The organism is Micromonospora sp. WMMD882 (assembly GCF_027497255.1).
In the GTDB taxonomy this organism is placed as follows: Bacteria; Actinomycetota; Actinomycetes; order Mycobacteriales; family Micromonosporaceae; genus Micromonospora.
This window is the reverse complement of the sequence record NZ_CP114903.1, coordinates 1,700,940-1,721,251: the sequence shown is the minus strand read 5'-3', so window position 1 is coordinate 1,721,251 and position 20,312 is coordinate 1,700,940. Positions and strand designations below refer to the sequence as shown.

Here is a 20,312-nt window from a genome sequence, read left to right as displayed (position 1 = left end):
GCCGCCGGGCTAGGCTTGCCTGCCGTGCCCGGGAGGAGAACACCGATGTCCGTCCCCGCTGATCTGCGCGCGGACTGCGGACGCTGTTTCGCGATCTGCTGCCTGGCGCCGGCCTTCGCCGCCTCGGCGGACTTCGCCCTCGACAAGCCGGCCGGCACGCCCTGCCCGCACCTGGGCGTCGACCACCGGTGTGGCATCCACGACCGGCTGCGCGGGAGCGGCTTCGCCGGCTGCGCCGTCTTCGACTGCTTCGGCGCCGGGCAGCAGGTCGCCCAGGTGACCTTCGGCGGACGCGACTGGCGCGTCCACCCGGAGCTGGTCGAGCCGATGACGGCCGTGTTCCCGGTCGTGCGGTCGCTGTGCGAGCTGCTCTGGCACGTCACCGTCGCGCGGGCCCTGCGCCCCGGCGCGCCGTTGGACGACGAGCTGGACGCCGCCCGGGACACCCTCGCCGCGCTCACCGGCCAGGAGCCGGACGCGCTGCGCGCCCTGGACGTCGACGCGCTGCGGCGACAGGTCAACCCGGTGCTGTCAGCCGCCAGCGAACGGCTCCGCTCCCGGACCGGCCGCCCCGGCCCGGACCGGCGGGGCGCCGGCCTGATCGGCGCCGACCTGCGCCGGGACGACCTGCGCGCGGCGAACCTGCGCGGGGCGTACCTGATCGGCGCGGACCTGCGGGGCGCGGACCTGCGCCTGGCCGACGTGACCGGGGCCGACCTGCGCGGCGCCGACCTGCGCGGCGCGGACCTGACCGGCTGCCTCTTCCTCACCCGCGCCCAACTCGACGCCGCCCGGGGCGACCGGAGCACCCGGGTGCCGGCGGAGCTGGGCCGGCCGACCCACTGGACGAGCCTGCCGCTCACCCCGGTCCGGACGGGTGGCGACAGCCGTCCGCGGGTACGGCGGAACAGCCGGCGACGGTCCGGCTGACCACACGGGGGAGGGCACCGCAGATGGAACAGGTCCGAGACGCGACGGACCCGGCGACGCCGTCGTACGTGCGGGCCGCCCGCAACGCCGTGCTGGTCGTGTTCGCGCTCAACGGACTGGCCGTGGCCTCGTGGTTCTCCCGGGTGCCGGCGGTCCGGACGGCGCTCGGGCTCAGCGCCGGCGAGCTCGGTCTGGTGCTGCTCGCCATGTCCAGCGGCGCGTTGCTCGCCCTGACCACGGCCGGCCTGGTGACGCACCGGCTCGGCGCCGCCCGCACGGTGGTGACGGCGCACCTGCTGATCGCGTTCGGACTGTCCGGTGGCGCGTTCGCCGCCGAGGTCGCCGGCTCGATACCGGGCGTCGCGCTCGGGCTCTTCGCCGCCGGGCTCGGCGCCGGCACGGCCGAGGTCGCCTTCAACGTCGAGGCGGCGGCGGTGGAACGTCGCCTGGGACGCACGATCATGCCCCGGTTCCACGCCGCGTGGAGCGTGGGGTCGGTGACCGGCGCGGGCCTGGGCGCCGGGGCGGCGAGCCTCGGCGCGTCGTTGACGGCGCACCTCGGCCTGGTCGCGGTGGTCGTGGTGGCCGGCACGCTGCCCGCCGTCCGCCGCTTCCTGCCGGCCGCCGCGCACGCCCCCGGGGCCACGGGCCGGCGTTCCGGCCGGCTCCGGGACGCCTGGCGGGAGCCCCGGACCCTGCTGGTCGGCCTGCTGGTGCTGGTGATGGCGTTCACCGAGGGCGCCGCCAACGACTGGCTGGCGGTCGCCTTCGTCGACGGGCACGGCTTCGGCGAGGCGGCCGGCGCGGCGGTCTTCGGGCTGTTCGTGGTCGGGATGACCGTGGGGCGGCTCGCCGGCCCGCCGCTGCTGGACCGGTGGGGGCGGGTGCCGGTGCTGCTCGGCACCGTCGGCGTGGCGGTCGTCGGGTCGCTGACCGCCGTGCTCGTCGGCTCCGGACCGGTGGCGGTGGCCGGGGCGGCCCTGTGGGGGCTCGGCGCGTCGTTGGGCTTCCCGGTCGGGATGAGCGCCGCCGCCGACGAGGAGGAGCACGCCGCCGTCCGGGTCAGCGTGGTGGCGGCGATCGGCTACACCGCGTTCCTGGCCGGGCCGCCGTTGATCGGGCTGCTCGGCGACCATGTCGGCACCCTGCGGGCGCTGCTGGTCGTGCCGTTGCTGCTGCTGCCCACCCTGGCGCTGGTGCCGGCCACCCGCCCACCGGCCGTCCGTCGGGCGGACCCGACCTGACCGCGCCGTGCCGGCGGCGCAGCGGCGGACCGTCACCGTGGCCGCCGTCGACACCTTCCTGTCGGCCTTCGGGTAGGCCGTCGCGTCAGGCCGGGGCCAGTCGCTCCGCCACCAGCGCGGTGACCGCCGCGGCCTGCTGGTTCAGGTAGAAGTGGTCGCCGGGGAACACCCGCACGTCGAGCGGACCGGCGACGTGCCCGGCCCACGCCTTCGTCTCCTCCGTGGTGGTCCGCGGATCCGCGTCGCCCACCAGGACGGTCACCGGGCAGCGCAGCCGATGCCCCGGAACGTGCCGATAGGTCTCGATGGCCTGGTAGTCGGCGCGGAGGGCGGGCATCGCCATGGCGAGGAGGTCAGGGTCCCGTAGCGCGGCGACGTTCGTGCCGCCCAACAGGGCGATCTCCTCGATGATGCCCTCGTCGTCACGCTGGTGCACCGACTCCGTCCGGTAGCACGAGGGCGCGCGGCGGCCGGACACGAAGACGTGGTCCAACGTGAACCCCCGGTCCTGCAACCGCAGGGCCGTCTCGTACGCGATGACCGCGCCCATGCTGTGGCCGAAGAACGCCAGCGGCGTGGCGGACGGCGCGGCGCCCAGCGCCGCCTCCACCCCGTCGACCAACCGACTGATCCGGTCCAGCGGCGGCTCGTCGAGGCGGTCCTGCCGGCCCGGATACTGCACCGCGAGCACCTCGACCCGTGGGGCCAGGGACCGGGAGAACGGGAAGTAGTAGCTGGCGGCGCCACCGGCGTGCGGTAGGCACACCAGACGCGTCGCGCCCGGCGTCGCCGGATGGAACCGTCGGAGCCAGCCAGGCCCCTGCTCGGCGTTCGTCGGCACGCTCGTCCGTCCTCTCTGTCGGCAGGCGCCCGGTGGCGACCGGCGCCCGACCCGCCACCACGTCGGACGCTACACGGCGACGGGGGCCGGGTGTCGCGCCGAGTCGTGGTGGCCTCGGGAGGTGGGCGGCGGTGACTACGCTGACGCCGTCCACCACGGACGGTCGGCGGGTGCGGGAGGTGCGCGTCGTGTCGGATTCCGGGCGGGAAGCGCTGCGGCGGTTCGTCGACGACCTGCGGCGGCTGCGGCAACTCGCCGGCGGGCCGTCGCTGAACACCCTGGTCGCGGTGGCCGCCGGCCGGGGGCGTCCGCTGGCCCGGTCCACCCTCAGCGACAAACTCAACGCCAAGTCGCTGCCCGAGTGGGACTTCGTCCGGGCGTACGTCGACGCCTGCGCCACCTACGCCGGGCAGGTCGGGGCCCGGGTGCCGGCGGAGCTGACCGACCTGGCCCGGTGGGACGCCGCGCACTGGCGGCTGCTGCGGGCGGCCGACGGCGTACGGGCCGAGGAACGGCTGGCCGCCGCGGCCCGCGCCGAACTCGGTCGCCGGGCCCGCGCCGCTACGCCCACCGCGCCGCCACCGACCGACCGGCCCGCGACCGAGCGGACCGGAAGCGGGGCGGAGCGGACCGGAGGCGGGACGGAGCAGACCGGCCGGGCGGCGGAGCGGCCCGGGGTGGGGGAGTGGCCCCGGCCGTGGGTGGTGCCCCGGCAACTGCCGGCAGCGGTACGGCACTTCGTCGGGCGGGACGCGCAGCTCGCCGCGTTGACCCGGCTGGCCGACGGACCGGCCGACACGGTGGTCGTCTCGGTGATCGGCGGCACCGCCGGGGTGGGCAAGACCGCCCTCGCCGTGCGGTGGGCGCACCAGGTCGCCGACCGGTTCCCGGACGGGCAGCTCTACGTCAACCTGCGGGGCTTCGACCCGGGCGGGCACGTGCTGGACCCGGCCGAGGCGCTCGGCGGGTTCCTGGAGGCCCTGGCCGTACCGCCGCAGCGGATCCCGACCGGGCCCGCCGCGCAGGCCGCGCTGTTCCGCAGCCTGCTGGCCGGCCGGCGGATGCTGGTGCTGCTCGACAACGCCCGGGACGGCGACCAGGTCCGGCCGTTGCTGCCCGGCGCGCCGGGCTGCCTGGTGCTGGTGACCAGCCGGCACCAGATGCCGGGACTGGTCGCCACCGAGGGCGCGCAGCCGCTGGTGCTGGACCTGCTCACCCCGGACGAGGCGCGGGAGCTGCTGGGTCGGCGGGTCGGGGGGCGGCGGGTGGCCGACGAGCCGGCGGCGGTGGACCGGATCGTCGCCGCGTCGGCCCGGCTGCCGCTGGCCCTGGCCATCGTCTCCGCGCGGGCCGCCACCCACCCCGACTTCCCGCTGACCCGGCTCGCCGACGAGCTGGCCGACGGCCGGTTGGACGGGTTCTCCGGCGGTGACGGCGCCGACGTGCGGGCGGTGCTGTCCTGGTCGTACCGGAGTCTGGACCCGGCCGCGGCGGCGCTGTTCCGGCTGCTCGGGCTGCACCCCGGCCCGGACGTGTCGGTGGCCGCCGCGGCCAGCCTCGCCGCGGTGTCGACGACCGGGGTACGGCGACCGCTGGCCGCGTTGACCCGGGCGAGCCTGCTGACCGAGCACACCCCCGGCCGGTACGTCCAACACGACCTGTTGCGCGCGTACGCCGTGGAGCGGTGCCGGGCCGACGTTCCGGAACCCGAGCGGCGGGCGGCGGCGGGCCGGCTGCTGGACCACTACCTGCACACCGCGCACCGGGCGGACCTGCTGCTGCATCCGCACCGTGACCCGGTCGACCTGCCGGCGGCCGACGTCGACGTCGCGCTGCCGGACCTGGTCGACCGGGACGGCGCGTGGGCGTGGCTCAGCGCCGAGCACCGTACGCTGCTCGCCGCCGTCAGCCTGGCCGCCGCCGACGGCTTCGCCACCCATGCCTGGCAGCTCGCCTGGTGCGTCAACACCTACCTGGACCGGGTCGGGGCCTGGCGGGACCAGTCCACCGCGCAGCGGGTGGCGCTGGAGGCCGCCGGTCGGGCCGGTGACCGGGACGGTCAGGCCCGCGCGCACCGCAACCTGGCGGTGGCGTGCCTGCGGCTCGGCGGGCACGACGAGGCCCGCGCGCACCTGGAGCGCGCCGTGGCGCTGTACGCCGCGCTCGGTGACCTGGTCGGTGGGGCCCGAGCCCAGCTCAACCTCGGTAAGGTGGCCGAACGGCTGGGCGACCACCGGCGCGCCCTGGCGCACGCGCAGCGTGCCTTCGACCTGTTCGGGGCGGCCGGCCACGACCAGGGTCAGGCCAACGCGCTGAACAACATCGGGTGGTGCCACACCCAGCTCGGCGACCACCGGCGGGCGTTGGAGCACTGCCGGCGGGCCCTGGCCCAGCAGCAGCGGCTCGGCAACCGGTTGTGGGAGGCGCACACCTGGGACAGCCTCGGCGCCGCCCACCACCACCTGGGCGAGTACCCGCCGGCGGAGGAGTGTTTCCGCAGCGCGTTGGCGATCTACCGGGAGGTCGGCGAACGGTACTTCGAGGCCACCACGACGACCCACCTCGGGGACACCCGGGCGGCCGCCGGTGACCCCGCCGCCGCCCGTGCCGCCTGGCGGCGGGCCGCCGACGTGCTCGACCAGCTCGGCCACCCGGAGGCGGACCAGGTCCGGTCACGGCTCGCCGCCGACGCCGGGCCGGTGACCGCGTAGTCCACCGGTCACGGCGGGTAGGTGAGCACCCCTACTCATCCGCCCGGCGGGGACGTTAGGCAAGCTCATGGCGTGATCGAGCCCATGCCGCCACCGCCTCCGGCCCTCCGGCGGGTCGGTATCACCGCGGTCGGGGTCAGCCTGCCCGGCCGGGTGGTGCCCACCGGCGAGTTGCAGCGCCGGATCGCCGAGGCCAGTGGGTTGACGCTGCCGCCCGAGCTGCTGGCCCGGACGACCGGGATCGCCACCCGCCGGCTGGCCGCCGACGACGAGTACGCCTCGACGCTCGCCGTCCGGGCCGCCCGGCAGGCCCTCGCCGCCGCCGGACGCGAACCCGAGGAGGTGGACCTGCTGCTGTTCGCCTCGGCCTCCCGGGACGTCGTCGAGCCGGCCACCGCGCACATCGTCCAGGCCGAGCTGGGTGGCCGGGCGCACGCCCTGGACGTCACCAACGCCTGCAACAGCTTCCTCAACGGCGTCGACCTGGCCCGGTCGATGATTCTCGCCGGTCGGGCCCATCGCGCGCTGGTGGTGACCGGGGAGACCCCGACCCGGGCGATGCGCTGGCGGCTCACCGGCCTGGACCAGGCCCGCGCCGCCCTCGCCGGTTACACCTTCGGCGACGCCGGGGCCGCCGTGCTGGTGGAGCCGGTCGCCACCGGCGGGATCCTCGACGTGGACACCGAGACCTGGTCGGAGCACTGGACGGTGGGCGGTATCCCCGGCGGCGGCTCCCGGCATCCGCGCGGCGACGAGCACACCTACTTCACCGGCGACGGCCGGGCGCTGCGCGACGTCTTCGAGAAGATCGGCCCGGACATCCTGCACCGGGTGCGCCACCGCACCGGCCTGGACTGGGCCGACTACGCCCGGGTCCTGGTGCACCAGGTGACCCTGCCCTACCTGGACCGGTTCGTCGAGGTGGCCGGCGTTCCGCGCGACAAACTGGAGGTCACCGTGACCGACCTCGGCAACCTGGCCAGCGCCACGCTCGGCGTGCAGCTCGCCCGGGTCGATCCCGGCCTGCGCCCCGGCGACCGGGTGCTGTTCATCGGTCTGGGCGGCGGAGTCAGCCTGATGACCATGGTCTGGGAGAAGTCGTGACCGCGCTGTGGGTGGTGGTGCCCGCGTACGACGAGGAGACCCGGATCGGGGCCACCCTGGCCGCGCTGGCCGCGCAGACCGACCAGGACTTCACCCTGCTGGTGGTGGACAACGGCTCCACCGACGGCACCGCCGACGTGGTCCGCCGCTTCGCCGTCACCGCCCCGGTGCCGACCGGGCTGATCGAGGAACGGCAGAAGGGCGTCGGCGCGGCCGTGGACACCGCCTTCCGGTACGCCATCGCGCACGGGGCCACCCTGCTGGCCCGTACCGACGCCGACTGTCTGCCGCGCCCCGGCTGGGTGGCCGCCGCCCGGCGTACCCTGACCGCCGGGGCGGAGCTGGCCTGCGGCCGGATCGTGGCCCGCCGCGACGAGCACGGTCCGGTCGGTCGGGCCGCCTTCCGGTGCCTGGTGGTCGCCGCCGCCACGTTCGGGCGGCTGCGTCCCGCGCACCGTGGCGCCGGCTGGCGGGCCCCCTACCGGATGCACGCGGGCAACAACATGGCCATCACCGCGGCCACCTACCTGGCCGTCGGCGGGATGCCCCGGCGGCCGTCACCCACCGACCGGGAGTTCCTCAACCGGGTACGCCGGCACACCGCCGCCATCGCCCACGACCGGCACATGGTGGTGGAGAACTCGACCCGGCGACTACGGGCGTACGGGCTGCGCCGCACCGCCGCCTGGTACCTGGACCGGGGCAGCGGGCAGCTCTCCCCGGACCCCCGCTGAACCGCGCGATCGGGAGGCAACCCGTGCTCGACGAACTGGCCGCCGCGCTGCGCCGGCACCCGGACCGCCCGGCGGTGCTCACCGCCGGCCCGTCCGGTCGGCCCCGGGTCCGGGTGACCCGGGGTGACCTGGCGGACCTGGCCGACGGGTACGCCGCCGCGCTGCACCGGCACCACCTGGTCGCCGGGGACACCCTCGGGGTGGCGGTCCGCCCCGGTCCCCGGGCGCTCGCGGCGCTGCTGGCCGCGTACCGGCTCGGTCTGCGGGTGGCGGTGCTCGACCCGACGGCCGGCCCGGACGTGCTGGCCGCCCGGCTGGCGCTGGCCCGACCGGCCCTGGTGGTCGCCGACGCGGCGGCGCAGGCGGTCGCCGGCTGGGCGCGTCCGCTGGCCGGGCGGGCCGGGCTGGCCCTGCCCCGGCTGGCCGACCTCGGGCCGGTCCGGACCGTGGGCCGGCGGCTGCCCGGCTGCGCGCCGGCGCTGCCGGTCCACACCGGACCGGTTCCCGACCGGGGCGGACCGGACGACGACGCGGTGATCATCTTCACCTCGGGCACGACCAGCCGGCCCCGGGCGGTCGTGCACCGGCGGGCCGGCCTGACCGCCGGGCTGCGCGCCGTCGCCGACCTGGTCCGGCCCCGACCGGACGAGCCGGTGCTGGGCGGGACGTTCTTCGTGCTGGTGCCGGCGCTGGCCAGCGGCGCCCCGGTGGCCCTGCCGGCCCGCTCGCCCCGGGCGCTCGCCCGGCAGGTGGCCCGGCTGCGCCCCCAGGCCAGCTACCTGACCCCACCCCAGGCGCGGGCGCTGCTGGCCTGCCGGCCCCGACTGTCCGGCCGGTTCTACAGCGGGTCCGCGCCGGTCAGCGCCACCCTGCTGGAGCGCCTGCGGCGGGCCGGCGCGGACGAGGCGTGGGGCGTGTACGCGCTGACCGAGCTCTTCCCGGCCGCCGCCGTGGAGTACGCCGAGAAGTCCGCCTTCACCGACGACGGTGACCTGGTCGGGGCGGCCCTGCCCGGGGTGACCGCGCGCACCGGCCCGGACGGCCGGCTGCTGCTGCGCGGCCCGGGGCAGGCGCACCGCTACCTCGGCGAGGCGCCGGCCGAATGGGTGGACACCGGGGACGTGGGCCGGCTGGTCGGTGACCGGATCGTCCTCGCCGGCCGGGCCAAGGACATGGTGCTGCGCGGCGCGGAGAACATCTACCCCGGCCTGTACGAGCCGGCGCTGCACGTACCCGGGGTGGACCTGGCGGTGCTGGTCGGCGTGCCGGCCGTCGACGGTGACGAACGCCTGGTCGCCGTGGTGCAACCCGTGCCGGGCGCCGACCCGGCCGGGTTGCGCAGGTCGCTGCGCCCGGTGCTGGCCCGGATGGGCGCGGCCCGCCCGGACGACCTGGTCTTCGCGCCGGTGCCGACCAGCGGCCGGTCGCGTAAGCCCGACCGGGCCGCCGCGGCCACCCTGGCCGCCGCCAGGGTCACCGGCGACGTCGGTCGGACCGCGCCGTGACCGAGCCGACCTCGCCTCCCGCCACCCCGGCCTGCCCGGCCGCCGCCGGAGCCGCCTCGGCCCCGGTCCGCCCGACCGCCGCCGGCAGGGCCCGGTGGGCGGCGGGCCGGGGGCGTCGCCGGGACCGGCAGGTCTACCTGCGGCGGTATCCGCTGCTGTTCACGCTGCTGGCCGCCACCCGCCGCCGGCCGGTGGCGCGGCTCGGCCGGACCGTCCTGGTGCACGACGCGCAGAGCTACCTCGACGCGCTGACCCGGATCCCGTTGGACCGGCTCGCCGCGGGCACCGTCGGCGGGGCGGCCCGACAGCTCGGCGTCGACGGGCTGCTTTTCGACCAGGAGGGCCCGGCGCACCTGCGGGCCCGGCGGGCGCTCGCCGACGGGCTGGGCCCGGCGGGCGTGGCCCGGCTCCGTCCGGTCTGGACGCAGGTGCTGCGGCGACGGCTCGCCCCGTTGGCCCGGGGCGCGTCGGTGGACCTGGTGCCGGTGGTCGCCGAGCTGGCCGGCGCCACCACCGCGGCGCTGCTCGGCGTCTGCGGTGACCCGTCGGCGCTGGCCGCCGCCGCCCGGCGGGTCGCCGCCACGGCCGCCGCCGAGCAACTGCCGGGCCCGCGCCGTCCGGGCCGCGCCGAGGCCGCCCGCCGCGCCACGTCGGCCCTGGCCGACCTGCTGGACCCGTCGTCCGGCGGCGGGGGAGGAGCCGGGTCCGCGTCCGGCCCCGGTCTGGCCGGCATGCTGGCGGTGGCCGCGGTCAACACCACGGTCGCCGGGGTGCCGCGCGCGGTGGCCTGGTGCGCCGACGACCGGTTGTGGCGGTACGCCGAGCAGACCGACACCCGGGAGATCCTGGTCGACGAGCTGCTGCGGGTGACCGCCCCGAGCCCGCTGCTGCCCCGGGTCGCGGCCGGATCCGGTGAGCTGGACGGTTGCCCGGTGCGGCCCGGGGACCGGTTGCTGCTGGTCGCCCGGCACGCCGCCGGGGCGCACCGGGGCGGGCCGGACTGCGTCGACCCGGCCCCGACCCGGACGGCGCGGCTGGTCTTCGGGGCCGGTCGGCACTCCTGCCCAGGGGCGCGGCTGGCCCGCGCGCAGCTCGCCGACGTGCTGGCCGCGCTGGCCCCGTACCGGCCGGTGGTGGTGTCGGCGCGGGCCGACGGGCGGGCCGCGCTGCCCGGTTGGGCCCGTCTGGTGATCAGGGCCGGCCGGTGCGGCTGACCGGGCTCCGGGTGGCGGTCACCGGCGCGAGCGGGTTCTGCGGGGCGGCCGTGGCCCGGGCCGCCGCGACCGCCGGCGCGGACGTGTGGTGCCTGGGCCGGCGTCCCGGGCCGGTGGGCCGGCACGTGCCCTGGGACGCCGGCCGTGACGTCCCGGACCTGACCGGCACGGACGTGGTGATCCACCTGGCCGCGGCGGTCGGCGACCCGACGCCGGGGCCGGCGACCGAACGCGCGTACCGGGCGGTCAACGTGACCGGCACGGCCCGGCTGCTGGACGCGGTGGGGGAGCGGCCCCTGGTCTGGGTGAGCAGCGCCAGCGTGTACCGGCCGGGCGGGCCGGGACTGGTCACCGAGGACCATCCGGTCGACGGGCAGCTCTCCGCGTACGGGCGGACCAAGGCGGCCGGGGAGCGGCTCGCGCTGGCGGCCGGCGCGGTCGTGCTGCGCCCCCGGGCGGTGTACGGGCCCGGTGACCGGCACCTGCTGCCCCGGCTCCGGCAGGCGCGCCGGGGCGGTTGGCTGCCGGTGCCCGGGCCGGACGTCCAGCTCAGCCTGACCGCGGTGGAGAACCTGGCGGCGGCCTGCCTGGCGGCGACGGGCTGGCCGGCCGGCGCGTACAACGTCGCCGACGCCCGGCCGTACTCGCGGGACGCGGTGCTGCGGGCGGTGTTCGTCGCGCTGGGCGAGCCGGTGCGTCTGGCGCGGGTGCCGGCGCGGCTGGCCGACGCGGCGGCGGGCGTGGCCACCACGCTGGCCGGGCTGACCGGCCGTCCGCCGCTGCTCACCCGGTACGCCGTGGACCAGCTCGCCCGGACCGTGGTGCTCGACACCGGCCGCGCCACCCGGCAGGGCTACCGCCCCGAGAAGACCTTCGACGACCACCTCGCCCGGCTTGCCGGCCCGGTGCGGGCGTCCCGCCCGGCCGGTTCTGAAGATCGCTAAACCACCGATTTTCCGGTGATCCATCGCGTCCCGCATGGTGGTCGGGGCGGTGCCCGTCCGGTTCCGGTGACGGCCGTCACACTTCGACGCTGACCTGCGAAGACGGCGCGAATCCCCACCAATCGTCTGACTTGCCGCCGGCCGGACTGTCGGGACTCAAGTCGTGAGATATCACGGACCGTGGTCAACCATGACTCTTGCCATCAATGTGAGGGCTGTGAATACTTCGACCCACCCGATCGGCTGAGCCTCACCATCCGATCGGACACCCAGGGCTGCCTGACCGGGCGGCTCGTGCTCCTGGAGGTATCCCATGCGTCTTCCCGGGTCCCCGTCGCGGCAGGTCACCGCCAGCGCCGTGGCCGGCGTGCTGGTCGCCGGCGCGCTGGCCGGCGCGCCGGCCCAGGCCGCGCCGCCGGCAGCCGCCTCACCCGGCCAGGCCACCGCGCTCGCCGCCACCCTCGGCGACCGCTCCGCCGGGGCGTACGCCCGGGCCGACGGCACCATGGTGGTCACCGTGACGGACGAGACGGCGGCCGCGAAGGTCCGCGCGGCCGGCGCCACCCCCCGGTCCGTCACCCGGGGCGCGGGGGAACTGGCCCGCGCCACCGCCGCGTTGGACAGCTCCGCGAAGATCCCCGGCACCGCGTGGTGGACCGACCCGGCCACCAACCAGGTCGTCGTCTCCGTCGACAGCACCGTCACCGGCGCGAAGCTCCAGCGTGTCGAGGCGGTCGCCGACCGGCTCGGCGGGGCCGTCCGGGTCGAGCGGGAAGCCGGCACCCTCAGCGTCCGGATCGCCGGCGGCGAGGCCATCTGGGCCGGCGGCGGCGGTCGCTGCTCGGCCGGCTTCAACGTCCGCAACGCCGCCGGCAGCTACTTCCTGACCGCCGGACACTGCACCGACATCGCCGCCAACTGGTACGCCGACTCGGGGCAGAGCGCCCTGCTCGGCACCGGCGGCACCGGCAGCTTCCCCGGCGACGACTACGGCATCGTCACGCACGCCGACGCCGGGGCCGCCGACGGCAGCGTGTACCTCTACGACGGCACCACCCGGGACGTCACCGGCGCCGCCGACGCCTACGTCGGACAGTCGGTGGAACGTTCCGGCAGCACCACCGGCCTGCACGGCGGCACGGTGGAGGCGGTCGACGCCACGGTCAACTACGCCGAGGGCTCGGTCAGCGGCCTGATCCGCACCACCGTCTGCGCCGAGCCGGGCGACAGCGGGGGCGCGCTGGTCAGCGGCAGCACCGCCCTGGGGCTGACCTCCGGCGGCAGCGGCAACTGCTCCACCGGCGGCACCACCTACTTCCAGCCGGTCACCGAGGCGCTGAGCGTCTACGGCGTCGAGATCATCTGATCGTCCCACCACCACCGGGCGACGGCCGTCACCACCAGGTGACGGCCGTCGCCGCGTCCGGCGGTCGCCGACGGCGGCGCGGCGAGCCACCGGGCAGGGCGTAGGGTGTTCGGCGTGGAGCAGGAAGACCGGATTGCCCTTTTCCTCGATTACGAGAACCTCGCGCTGGGCGCCCGCGACCATCACGGCGGCAAGCCGTTCGACTTCCGTCCCATCGCGGACGCGCTCGCCGAGCGGGGGCGGGTGGTGGTGCGTCGGGCGTACGCGGACTGGTCGTACTTCGACGAGGACCGGCGGATGCTGACCCGCTCCCACGTCGAGCTCATCGAGATCCCGCAGCGGATGGGCGCGTCCCGCAAGAACGCCGCCGACATCAAGATGGCCGTCGACGCGGTGGAGTTGGCCTTCGAGCGCGGCTACATCTCGACGTTCGTGATCTGCACCGGCGACAGCGACTTCACGCCGCTGGTGCACAAGCTCCGCGAGCTCAACAAGCGGGTCATCGGGGTCGGGGTGGAGAAGTCCACCTCGGCGCTGCTGCCGCCGGCCTGCGACGAGTTCCTCTACTACGACCGGCTGGAAGGGGTGGACATCCCGCCGGTCCGGGAGCGGCGAACCCGTCCGGCCCGGCCGCCCGGCGCGGAGCCGCAGCCGGCGCAGCAGCCCGGCGCGCGGCCGGTGACCGAGCCGGAGGTCGAGCCGCCGGCCGTGGAGGAGGAGCCGCCCCGGGACGTCGACACGCTCGCCGTCCTCGTCGCCCAGACGGTCGCAGGTCTCCAGGGCAGCTCCAGCGGCACGGTGAGCGCCTCCACCCTGAAGCGCACCCTGCTGCGCAAGGACCCCACGTTCAGCGAGTCCGACTACGGGTTCCGCACCTTCGGCGAGCTGCTGCGGCACCTCGCCGCGCACCGCGTGGTCGAGCTGGCCGAGGGCCCGGCCAAGGGCGACCCGGAGGTGTCGCTGCCCGAGCACGGCGACCGCGAGGTGGCGTTCGGCCTGCTCCGGTCGGTGGTGGTCGACCTGGCGGGCGGCGACGGCACGGTGGCGCTGTCCGGCCTGAAGAACCAGCTCCGCCGGGCCCGCCCGGACTTCAGCGAGAAGAAGCTCGGCTACCGCAGCTTCCTGCAGTTCTGCCGGGCGGCGGCCACCAGCGGCGTGGTCGACCTGCGGTGGAGCCAGGACAACGACGACTACCTGCTCACCCCGGGCGGCTGAGCGCAGGATCAGGGAGCGGTCGACCCGGCCAGCATCGTGCCGGCGAGACCGCACCAGACCAGCAGGAGCACCCCGTACAGGATGGTGAAGATCCAGCCGACGACGATGCCGGCGGTGGCGAGCTCGCCGCCCCGCTCGCCGGTCTGGGCGATCTCCCGCCGGGCCCGGTTGCCGAAGTAGATGCCCAGCGGCGGAAACACCATCACCCCGAACACCAGGGCGAGGATCGCGTACGTGTTGAACGGCGCGTACTGCGGGTGGTACATGGGCTGCTGGTACGGCGGCGGCCCGTTGCCCGGGGCGGGCGGTACGGGCGGCTGCTGGTCGTCCATGGGTTCCTCCGGTGTGACGGGTGACCTCACAGTCTGGCCGCCGCCCGCAAGCGCCCCGGGGCCAGGGCGGCCGTGCGCGGCCCGGCTGTGCGGTGGGTCGGCCGGGCGGCGGCTCCGCCGGGCGGTTCGGCCGTGGGTGGGTCGGGCGGTTCGCCTGTGGGTGGGCCGGGCGGTTCGGCCGGGCAGCCTGGGCGGGGGAGATGATGAGGTGTGCGCGTCCTTTGGAGCTGCCCCGGATATGGGGCACTGCGTGACCGGGTCAGCGCCCCGGATATGGGGCAGCTCCAAAGGACGCCGACCGGACCACACGTCCGAGCCCGACGTGACGCCCCTGCTCCGACGTGACGCCCCTGCTCCGCTGCGGTTCTCCGCGCCCGCCTGCTCTGCTGGCTCTCCGCGCCCGCCTGCTGTGCGGGCGGCGGTGCACGCGGTTCCGTCGCGCCGCCTGTGCTGCGTCCACCCGCCCCGGACGGGTCAGGAGGCGCGTAGGGCCGCGCGGGCGTCCATCAGGGCGAAGCCGAGCAGGTTCAGCCCGCGCCAACGTGCCGGGCTGGTCGCCCGTTCGTCGTCGGCGGTCAGCCCGATGCCCCACACCCGGTCCAGCGGGCTCGCCTCGACCAGGATCTGCTCCCCGGTGCCGAGCAGGTAGTCCCGTAACTCCGGGCGCTGGCCGAACTTCGCGGTGTTCCCGGCGACCACGATCGCGTACCGGTGGGTCTGCCAGACGGCCTCGTCGAAGCCGCGTACCCGCCGGCCGAGGGCCTTGACCGCGCCCGGGTCCGGCGTGGTCAGGATTTGGTCGGCGACCTCCTCGTCACCGAAGAGCAGCGCCTTGTGGCGCATCATGAAGTGCTCCGCGGTCGGGAACTCCAGACCGTCGACGGTGAACGGCGCCGGCCACCACTGGCTCAGACAACCCCGGCCGACGCCACCGCCCCGGCCCGGTCGGTGGCCCCAGAAGAACAGGAACCGCATCGGTACGCCCGCCGCCTCGCGCCGGCGGGCCTCCTCGACGGAGCTGGGCAGGACGTCGGTCGGGCGCATGCGGCAGAACATGCCACATCCGCCCCGCCCCGGCCACCGGGTTCCGGCTGCGGTCCGCCCGGTCGGTCGATCGGCGCCGGGATCCGTTCGCGCCGGTGCCGACGTCCGACCATTCGGCCGTGCCGTCCGTACCGCCGCGGGATGCTAGATTCGCCGCTTCCGCCGGGCGTACACAAAGGATGGCAGCGCATGCGACGACCAGCGGCGGTGCTGGTGAGCCTCACGATTCTGACCGCGGGCACGGCGGCGTGCTCGGGCGACGGTGAGATAACCGCCGGGGACGAGACGACCCACACGACGGTCACCGTCAGGAAGTCCAAGCTGGAGGGCGGAAGGCTCGAAGTCACCACGGTCGAGCCGCCGACGGCGGACACCGGTGGCTACCGCCTCTTCGACGGTCCGGCGAGCCGGGTCGAGGTCCAGGGCGGGAAACTCGGGCCCGACGCTGACGCCACCGTCACCATCTCGTACCCGCAGGACGCCACGCCGGCGCAGGTCGACAACCTGGCGATCCTGCGCTTCGAGGGTGACGAGTGGGTGGCGCTGCCGCCGGACTCAGTCGACCGGGGCAAACACACCGCGACCGTCCGTACCGACCGGTTCTCGGTCTGGGACATCGGCTGGTGGGACGTCGAGCAGGCGACCGAGAAGGCCAGGACCACGGCCAGGAACCTGCTCAGCAGCGACAATCTCCTGCTGGGCGGTATCGGCCGGGCGGCCGGCAACCCTCCCGTGGCCGAGGACTGCAAGTACCAGGCCCTGCCGATCACGGTGAAGCTGGCCGGGTTCGTGCCGAAGACCATCGAGTGCGTCACGTTCGTCCGGGACGATGCGACCCGGAAGACCTACACGCTCCACCTCAGCAACCGGCACACCGAGCCGTACCTGCTGCGGCTGCCCAGGGGGGTCACGTACCAGACGGTCACGCCCGAGCCGAGCAACCCGTACAGCCTGCTGATCGACCTGCTGGGTCGACGGATGAACGCGCAGTCGGTCGTCATGGCGGGCGGCAGCATGATCACGTTGAAGGTCGACGCCACGCGGTTCGACCCGGACGAACCGGTGGTGATCAGCGGCTCGCTGGACCTCACGCGTCCCGTCCTCGACCTGATGTCGGCCTCGCTCCAGGTGGTCATGCCGGCCAAGCCGACCGACGCCGTGGTCCGGGCCGTCGCCGCGACCGACCAGGCCGCCCGGGTCGGCGCCTGCGTCTACAAGCACGCCGAGCAGATCGCCCGGCTCGCGCCGAAGACCGTGCAGGCGCTCGGGGACGCCATCGGCGCCGCGTTCGTGGACTGCGCCGAGATCATGACGAACTTCGGGTTGATCCTGGCCGAGAAGATGGTCGAAGGCTGGAACCCCGCGCAGTACGCCTCGGCGGCGGCGAAGGCGCTGCTCGGGTCACAGCTCAAGGCGATCGTCCTGGTCTGGCAGAACGCCCACGTCATCCCGCAGATGGTCGGCGTCGTCGACGAGTTGGCCCGCAACGGCCTCCGCACGTACACCGCCGAGCTCCGCTACCAGGATCCGCCGTTCGACCGGCTGGCCGAGGTCATGCCGGCGGCCGGTGGCGCGTTCGGCGCCCCGAGCGCTCCGCACGCCTCGGTGCGGACCTTCCCGACCATCGGCACCCAGTGCGTCGACAAGGTCGCCGGCAACGACTGGAAGAACTGGCTGTACAGCCCCTCCTCGTTCGCCGGTAGGTGGTACACGCAAGGGAAGATCAGATCCGCCCTGTACGTCACGTACGTCAAGCCGCAGTTCCGCGCCACCGTCAAGGACTACTTCGTCCACCTGACAGGCAACGCGGAGTGCGACGGCACGCTCAAGGACGAGTACGCCACCTACAACCAGGAGTGGCGCAGCTACGACAGCGAGCCGACCCTCGACGGTCTGGTCGTGTTCCAGCGGGTCTTCGTCTACGTGCCGAACAGCGACGGCTGGACGCCGTTCTTCAGCGCGAGTCTGTACGACCCGACCACCGGCGCCCTGCTCCACCTCACCACCTCCGACACGGCGCAGTCGCTTGAGGACGAGCTGCCGACCGAGGCCGCGCTGAAGTCGAAACTGAGCTCCCAGCTCGACTACTTCGCCAACCGTGCGGACACCCAGCTCGGCACGGACTTCGTCCCGGGCAGGTGACCCGGCGGGGGATGGCGGGTCGGACCCGCGCCGACCCCGGATCGCCTGTCCGGCAAGGGATCCGGTGTCGGCAACCTGATCGCGAACGGCCCGTTGGCCGACTTACCCGGGTTGGTCACGGTGGTTAGAGTGCACGTCGCAGCGTGAGCGTCCGCAGAAAGGTCAGGACCGAGTGGCACCTGAGATCGTGGAGCGTACGGGCCGCCGTCCCGGGCGGCGGATTCCGGTCGGCGACACCCGGTTCACCTTCGGCCGCCTGAGCGACAACGACGTGGTGATCACCAGTACGGGCGTCTCCCGCTTCCACGCCGAGGTGGTGCGCGAGGAACGCGGGTACGTGCTGTACGACCGAGGCAGCCGCAACGGGACCCTGGTCAACGGCCAACGGGTCAGCTCGCACGTCCTCCAGCACGGTGACCTGATCACCATCACCGACGAGACGTTCTGTTTCGAGGTGACCGCCGACGTGACCACGATGATCTCCGACCTGACCATGTTCCAACCCGACAACCGGGTCACCCAGGTCATCGACCCGGGCCCGGTCCTGCGGGTCACCGTCTCCGGTGGCGGGCCGGTCGGGCTGAGCCTGGCCCTGCTCCTGGAACGGCTCCTGGGTGACCGGGTCGCCGTCACCGTGTACGACGGCCGCTGGACCCAGGACGGCGCGCGGGTGGCGTGGAAGAACGAGGCGCAGGGCAACGTACGACGGCAGCAGGTGGTGACCGTCCAGAGCCGCCAGTACCTCAACCTGCCCGAGGAGGCGCAGGAGCGGCTGTTCGTTCCCGGGGCGTACTCGGAGATGTGGCCGACCGGCCCCGACTCGATCCGCGGCTACGGCCCACGGAACATCCGGATCGCCTACATCGAGGACCGGCTCCTGGAGTTGGCGAACGAGAAGTCCGGACGGATCCGGCTGGTGCCGGCCAGGTTCGACGCGGCCGAGCGGCACCAGGCCGTCGCCCGGGAGCACGTGCTCGCCATCTGCGAGGGCGCGCGGTCGCGTACCCGTGAGCACTTCACCACGAAGTTCGGCGTCGCCGACAGCTCGATCTACTCGCTGGGCGACCGGCACCTCCAGGACGTCGTCCTGGGCCTGCGGGTGAAATCCGACCTGCCGGACCCGATGAGCGTCCTGCTGACCGTGGCCCAGAACCGCTTCCTGCTCAACTCGTTGGGCGGCGAGGGCTTCCTGAACATGCGGCTCACCGACGCCGAAGCCGCCGAGGTCGTCGGGCTGGACCCGGTCCGGCGGGAGTTCACCGACTGCATCGCGTCCCGCCCGTGCCTGATGGCCCGCGAGGACGCCGGCGACTTCCAGTGCGCCACCCACGGCACGCTGTTCCTGCCCGCCCTGATCAAGAGCTCGCCGTTGTGGCGGCGGGTGAACGAGGGGCTGACCTTCTTCGGCGTGACGCCGCAGAACCTGACCGCCGTCACCGCGTTCCGCCTGGACATGGTCCAGCGCCCACGGTTCACCGCCCGGCTGTACGCCCCGACGTCGACCACCCCCGGCACGTACGGCTTCCTGATCGGCGACGCGGCGAACTCGATCCACTTCTGGCCCGGCCGTGGACTCAACAGCGGGTTGGCGTCGGCCATCTCGCTGGCCCGGTCGCTGGCCGGCGGCTGGAGCGGTCGGCCGTTCCGGGACGCCGACTTCGCCCGGCACGAGGCGGCGATGTCGATGCTCCAGTACCGGCACAAGAGTCGCGCCTGGAACGCCATGGTGACCGCCGACGAGCAGGGCGTCAACCGCGCCATCGCCGACGTCATCGCCGACGTGATCGCCGAGACCGGGACCGTTCCGACGGCGGCGGGCGGCAGCGCCCCGACGGCAGCCAGCGACCGCGCCCCGGCGACCGACGGACCGGACCGGGAGGCGGACGTCGAGGCGTTGCTGGAGCGGTTACGGGGAATCCGTGCCCGGCTGGCTTCCCGCCTGACCGGCCTGCCCGACGACCAGACCCTCTCAGACCACCTGCGGAAGCTGAAGGGCGAGACCGTGCGGACCCTGCTGGCCAGCGGCCCGTGGGACACGTTGACCGTCGGCGGGGAAGAGGTCGACATCGACATCTTCTACCGCCAGGAGCTACCGGTCGCCTCCTGACCCGCTCGAAGCTCTCCGATATACAGGATGTAGGGGCATCGAGCGCTCCCGACAGCGCGTTCTCCGTGAAGTGAATGGACCTGGGCCAGCCGGGCCGGCGCGTGGCAGATCCGACCGACCGACAGCACAACGACCGGGTCGGGGAAGGTCTTCGAGTTGGTGATCTGGTAGGTGCGGGTGCGGGAAACGCCCAGCATCTCCTGAACCTCTTGGCTTGCCACGGGTCGAAGCTTCCCCATGCCTACCGTCCGGGTCTCCGGCGGCCTTGATCGCCGCATGGGGGCGAGTGCTGGCAGCGTGGACAGGGCCTGTGCCTACGCCTCTCGGTCAGCGGGGTCGGCCACGAAGACGCCCATGCCTTGGCGGCCGATCAGCTCGCCGGTCTCGATCATCAGGTCAATTGCCCGTCGGACGGTGGCGGAGCTGGTCGAGTACTGCTCCATGAGCACTCGGGTGGGCGGGAGCTTATCGCCCGGTTTGAGCAAGCCTGCCCTGATTCTGGCGCGAAGATCGTCCCGGATTGATCTCCACAGCGGCGCGGCGTAGGGCATGAGGGTGTTGGAGGCTTCACCTACTGCGCGGGGTCGTGGAGGTCGGGGCGGTGGTCCTTGATCCAGCGTTCGACGTCCTCGGTGCGCCAGATCCGGCCGACCGACAGCACGGCGACCGGGTCGGGGAAGGTCTTCGAGTTGGTGATCTGGTAGGCGCGTGTCCGGGAGACGCCGAGCATCTCCTGCACCTCCTGGCTCGCCACGAGCCGAAGCTTCCCCATGAGGACACGTTAAGAACGTGCGAACTGAACACCTGCCATCTGATCGAATGATCTGTTCAAGCATGCACTGTGCGGGTAGTCTGTTCAACTGTTCACCCTCTCGGCGG

General features: G+C 74.6%; 17 protein-coding genes. 12 read left to right on the top strand and 5 right to left on the bottom strand.

What is annotated here, in order from left to right; translation table 11 throughout:
- Nucleotides 1–45 precede the first annotated feature (45 nt).
- Nucleotides 46–930 carry a pentapeptide repeat-containing protein gene (locus tag O7606_RS06485; RefSeq protein ID WP_281598154.1) on the top strand — a complete coding sequence of 295 codons (885 nt, stop codon included), beginning with the start codon at nucleotides 46–48 and terminating at the stop codon, nucleotides 928–930.
- 23 nt (nucleotides 931–953) lie between these two features.
- Entirely contained in the window at nucleotides 954–2,174 is a 1,221-nt protein-coding gene (locus tag O7606_RS06480) for an MFS transporter (protein ID WP_281598153.1), read from the top strand.
- Between the two features lie 85 nt (nucleotides 2,175–2,259).
- Here the strand turns inward: O7606_RS06480 and O7606_RS06475 are convergent, their stop codons facing one another.
- Complete coding sequence (locus O7606_RS06475; RefSeq protein WP_281598152.1) at nucleotides 2,260–3,015, bottom strand: alpha/beta fold hydrolase; 756 nt, start codon at nucleotides 3,013–3,015, stop codon at nucleotides 2,260–2,262.
- 131 nt (nucleotides 3,016–3,146) lie between these two features.
- On the opposite strand from O7606_RS06475, the gene O7606_RS06470 reads away from it, so the two are divergent.
- The 8 genes from O7606_RS06470 (at nucleotide 3,147) to O7606_RS06435 (ending at nucleotide 13,808) form a co-directional block, all read left to right on the top strand.
- Entirely contained in the window at nucleotides 3,147–5,726 is a 2,580-nt protein-coding gene (locus O7606_RS06470; protein ID WP_281598151.1) for a tetratricopeptide repeat protein, read from the top strand.
- Nucleotides 5,727–5,798: 72 nt separating this feature from the next.
- A complete protein-coding gene (locus O7606_RS06465; RefSeq protein WP_281598150.1) occupies nucleotides 5,799–6,830 on the top strand; it encodes a 3-oxoacyl-[acyl-carrier-protein] synthase III C-terminal domain-containing protein in 1,032 nt (343 codons plus the stop codon).
- A complete protein-coding gene (locus O7606_RS06460) occupies nucleotides 6,827–7,564 on the top strand; it encodes a glycosyltransferase family 2 protein (RefSeq protein WP_281598149.1) in 738 nt (245 codons plus the stop codon). The genes O7606_RS06465 and O7606_RS06460 overlap by 4 nt, the downstream gene beginning before the upstream one ends.
- Nucleotides 7,565–7,587: 23 nt before the next feature.
- Entirely contained in the window at nucleotides 7,588–9,069 is a 1,482-nt protein-coding gene (locus O7606_RS06455) for a class I adenylate-forming enzyme family protein (protein ID WP_281598148.1), read from the top strand.
- Nucleotides 9,066–10,283 (top strand): cytochrome P450, encoded by a 1,218-nt coding sequence (locus O7606_RS06450; RefSeq protein WP_281598147.1) that lies wholly within the window; start codon nucleotides 9,066–9,068, stop codon nucleotides 10,281–10,283. The genes O7606_RS06455 and O7606_RS06450 overlap by 4 nt, the downstream gene beginning before the upstream one ends.
- Nucleotides 10,274–11,227: an NAD-dependent epimerase/dehydratase family protein gene (locus O7606_RS06445; protein WP_281598146.1), complete on the top strand. Its 954-nt coding sequence runs from the start codon at nucleotides 10,274–10,276 to the stop codon at nucleotides 11,225–11,227. Before O7606_RS06450 ends, O7606_RS06445 begins: the two co-directional genes overlap by 10 nt.
- Before the next feature lie 313 nt (nucleotides 11,228–11,540).
- Nucleotides 11,541–12,593: a S1 family peptidase gene (locus O7606_RS06440; RefSeq protein ID WP_281598145.1), complete on the top strand. Its 1,053-nt coding sequence runs from the start codon at nucleotides 11,541–11,543 to the stop codon at nucleotides 12,591–12,593.
- 114 nt (nucleotides 12,594–12,707) lie between these two features.
- A complete protein-coding gene (locus O7606_RS06435) occupies nucleotides 12,708–13,808 on the top strand; it encodes an NYN domain-containing protein (RefSeq protein WP_281598144.1) in 1,101 nt (366 codons plus the stop codon).
- Nucleotides 13,809–13,816: 8 nt separating this feature from the next.
- Here O7606_RS06435 and O7606_RS06430 read toward each other — a convergent pair whose 3' ends face one another.
- Nucleotides 13,817–14,074: a DUF4190 domain-containing protein gene (locus O7606_RS06430; RefSeq protein ID WP_281599519.1), complete on the bottom strand. Its 258-nt coding sequence runs from the start codon at nucleotides 14,072–14,074 to the stop codon at nucleotides 13,817–13,819.
- Between the two features lie 540 nt (nucleotides 14,075–14,614).
- Complete coding sequence (locus O7606_RS06425) at nucleotides 14,615–15,184, bottom strand: NADAR family protein (RefSeq protein WP_281598143.1); 570 nt, start codon at nucleotides 15,182–15,184, stop codon at nucleotides 14,615–14,617.
- Between the two features lie 189 nt (nucleotides 15,185–15,373).
- On the opposite strand from O7606_RS06425, the gene O7606_RS06420 reads away from it, so the two are divergent.
- Nucleotides 15,374–17,326 (top strand): hypothetical protein, encoded by a 1,953-nt coding sequence (locus O7606_RS06420; RefSeq protein WP_281598142.1) that lies wholly within the window; start codon nucleotides 15,374–15,376, stop codon nucleotides 17,324–17,326.
- A gap of 172 nt (nucleotides 17,327–17,498) precedes the next feature.
- Nucleotides 17,499–19,433 (top strand): FHA domain-containing protein, encoded by a 1,935-nt coding sequence (locus tag O7606_RS06415; RefSeq protein WP_281598141.1) that lies wholly within the window; start codon nucleotides 17,499–17,501, stop codon nucleotides 19,431–19,433.
- A 314-nt stretch (nucleotides 19,434–19,747) separates the two neighbouring features.
- Here O7606_RS06415 and O7606_RS06410 read toward each other — a convergent pair whose 3' ends face one another.
- Nucleotides 19,748–19,984 carry a GntR family transcriptional regulator gene (locus O7606_RS06410; protein ID WP_281598140.1) on the bottom strand — a complete coding sequence of 79 codons (237 nt, stop codon included), beginning with the start codon at nucleotides 19,982–19,984 and terminating at the stop codon, nucleotides 19,748–19,750.
- Nucleotides 19,985–20,004: 20 nt separating this feature from the next.
- Nucleotides 20,005–20,205, bottom strand: coding sequence for a helix-turn-helix domain-containing protein (locus tag O7606_RS06405; protein ID WP_088983780.1), 201 nt, complete (start codon nucleotides 20,203–20,205; stop codon nucleotides 20,005–20,007).
- Between the last annotated feature and the right edge of the window lie 107 nt (nucleotides 20,206–20,312).

Bases quoted from the DNA above. Each gene is read 5' to 3' on its own strand.
- O7606_RS06485 (WP_281598154.1), top strand. From the start codon at position 46: ATGTCCGTCCCCGCTGATCTGCGCGCGGACTGCGGACGCTGTTTCGCG.
- O7606_RS06480 (WP_281598153.1), top strand. From the start codon at position 954: ATGGAACAGGTCCGAGACGCGACGGACCCGGCGACGCCGTCGTACGTG.
- O7606_RS06440 (WP_281598145.1), top strand. From the start codon at position 11,541: ATGCGTCTTCCCGGGTCCCCGTCGCGGCAGGTCACCGCCAGCGCCGTG.
- O7606_RS06430 (WP_281599519.1), bottom strand. From the start codon at position 14,074: ATGTACCACCCGCAGTACGCGCCGTTCAACACGTACGCGATCCTCGCC.
- O7606_RS06425 (WP_281598143.1), bottom strand. From the start codon at position 15,184: ATGCGCCCGACCGACGTCCTGCCCAGCTCCGTCGAGGAGGCCCGCCGG.
- O7606_RS06420 (WP_281598142.1), top strand. From the start codon at position 15,374: ATGCGACGACCAGCGGCGGTGCTGGTGAGCCTCACGATTCTGACCGCG.
- O7606_RS06410 (WP_281598140.1), bottom strand. From the start codon at position 19,984: ATGCCCTACGCCGCGCCGCTGTGGAGATCAATCCGGGACGATCTTCGC.
- O7606_RS06405 (WP_088983780.1), bottom strand. From the start codon at position 20,205: ATGGGGAAGCTTCGGCTCGTGGCGAGCCAGGAGGTGCAGGAGATGCTC.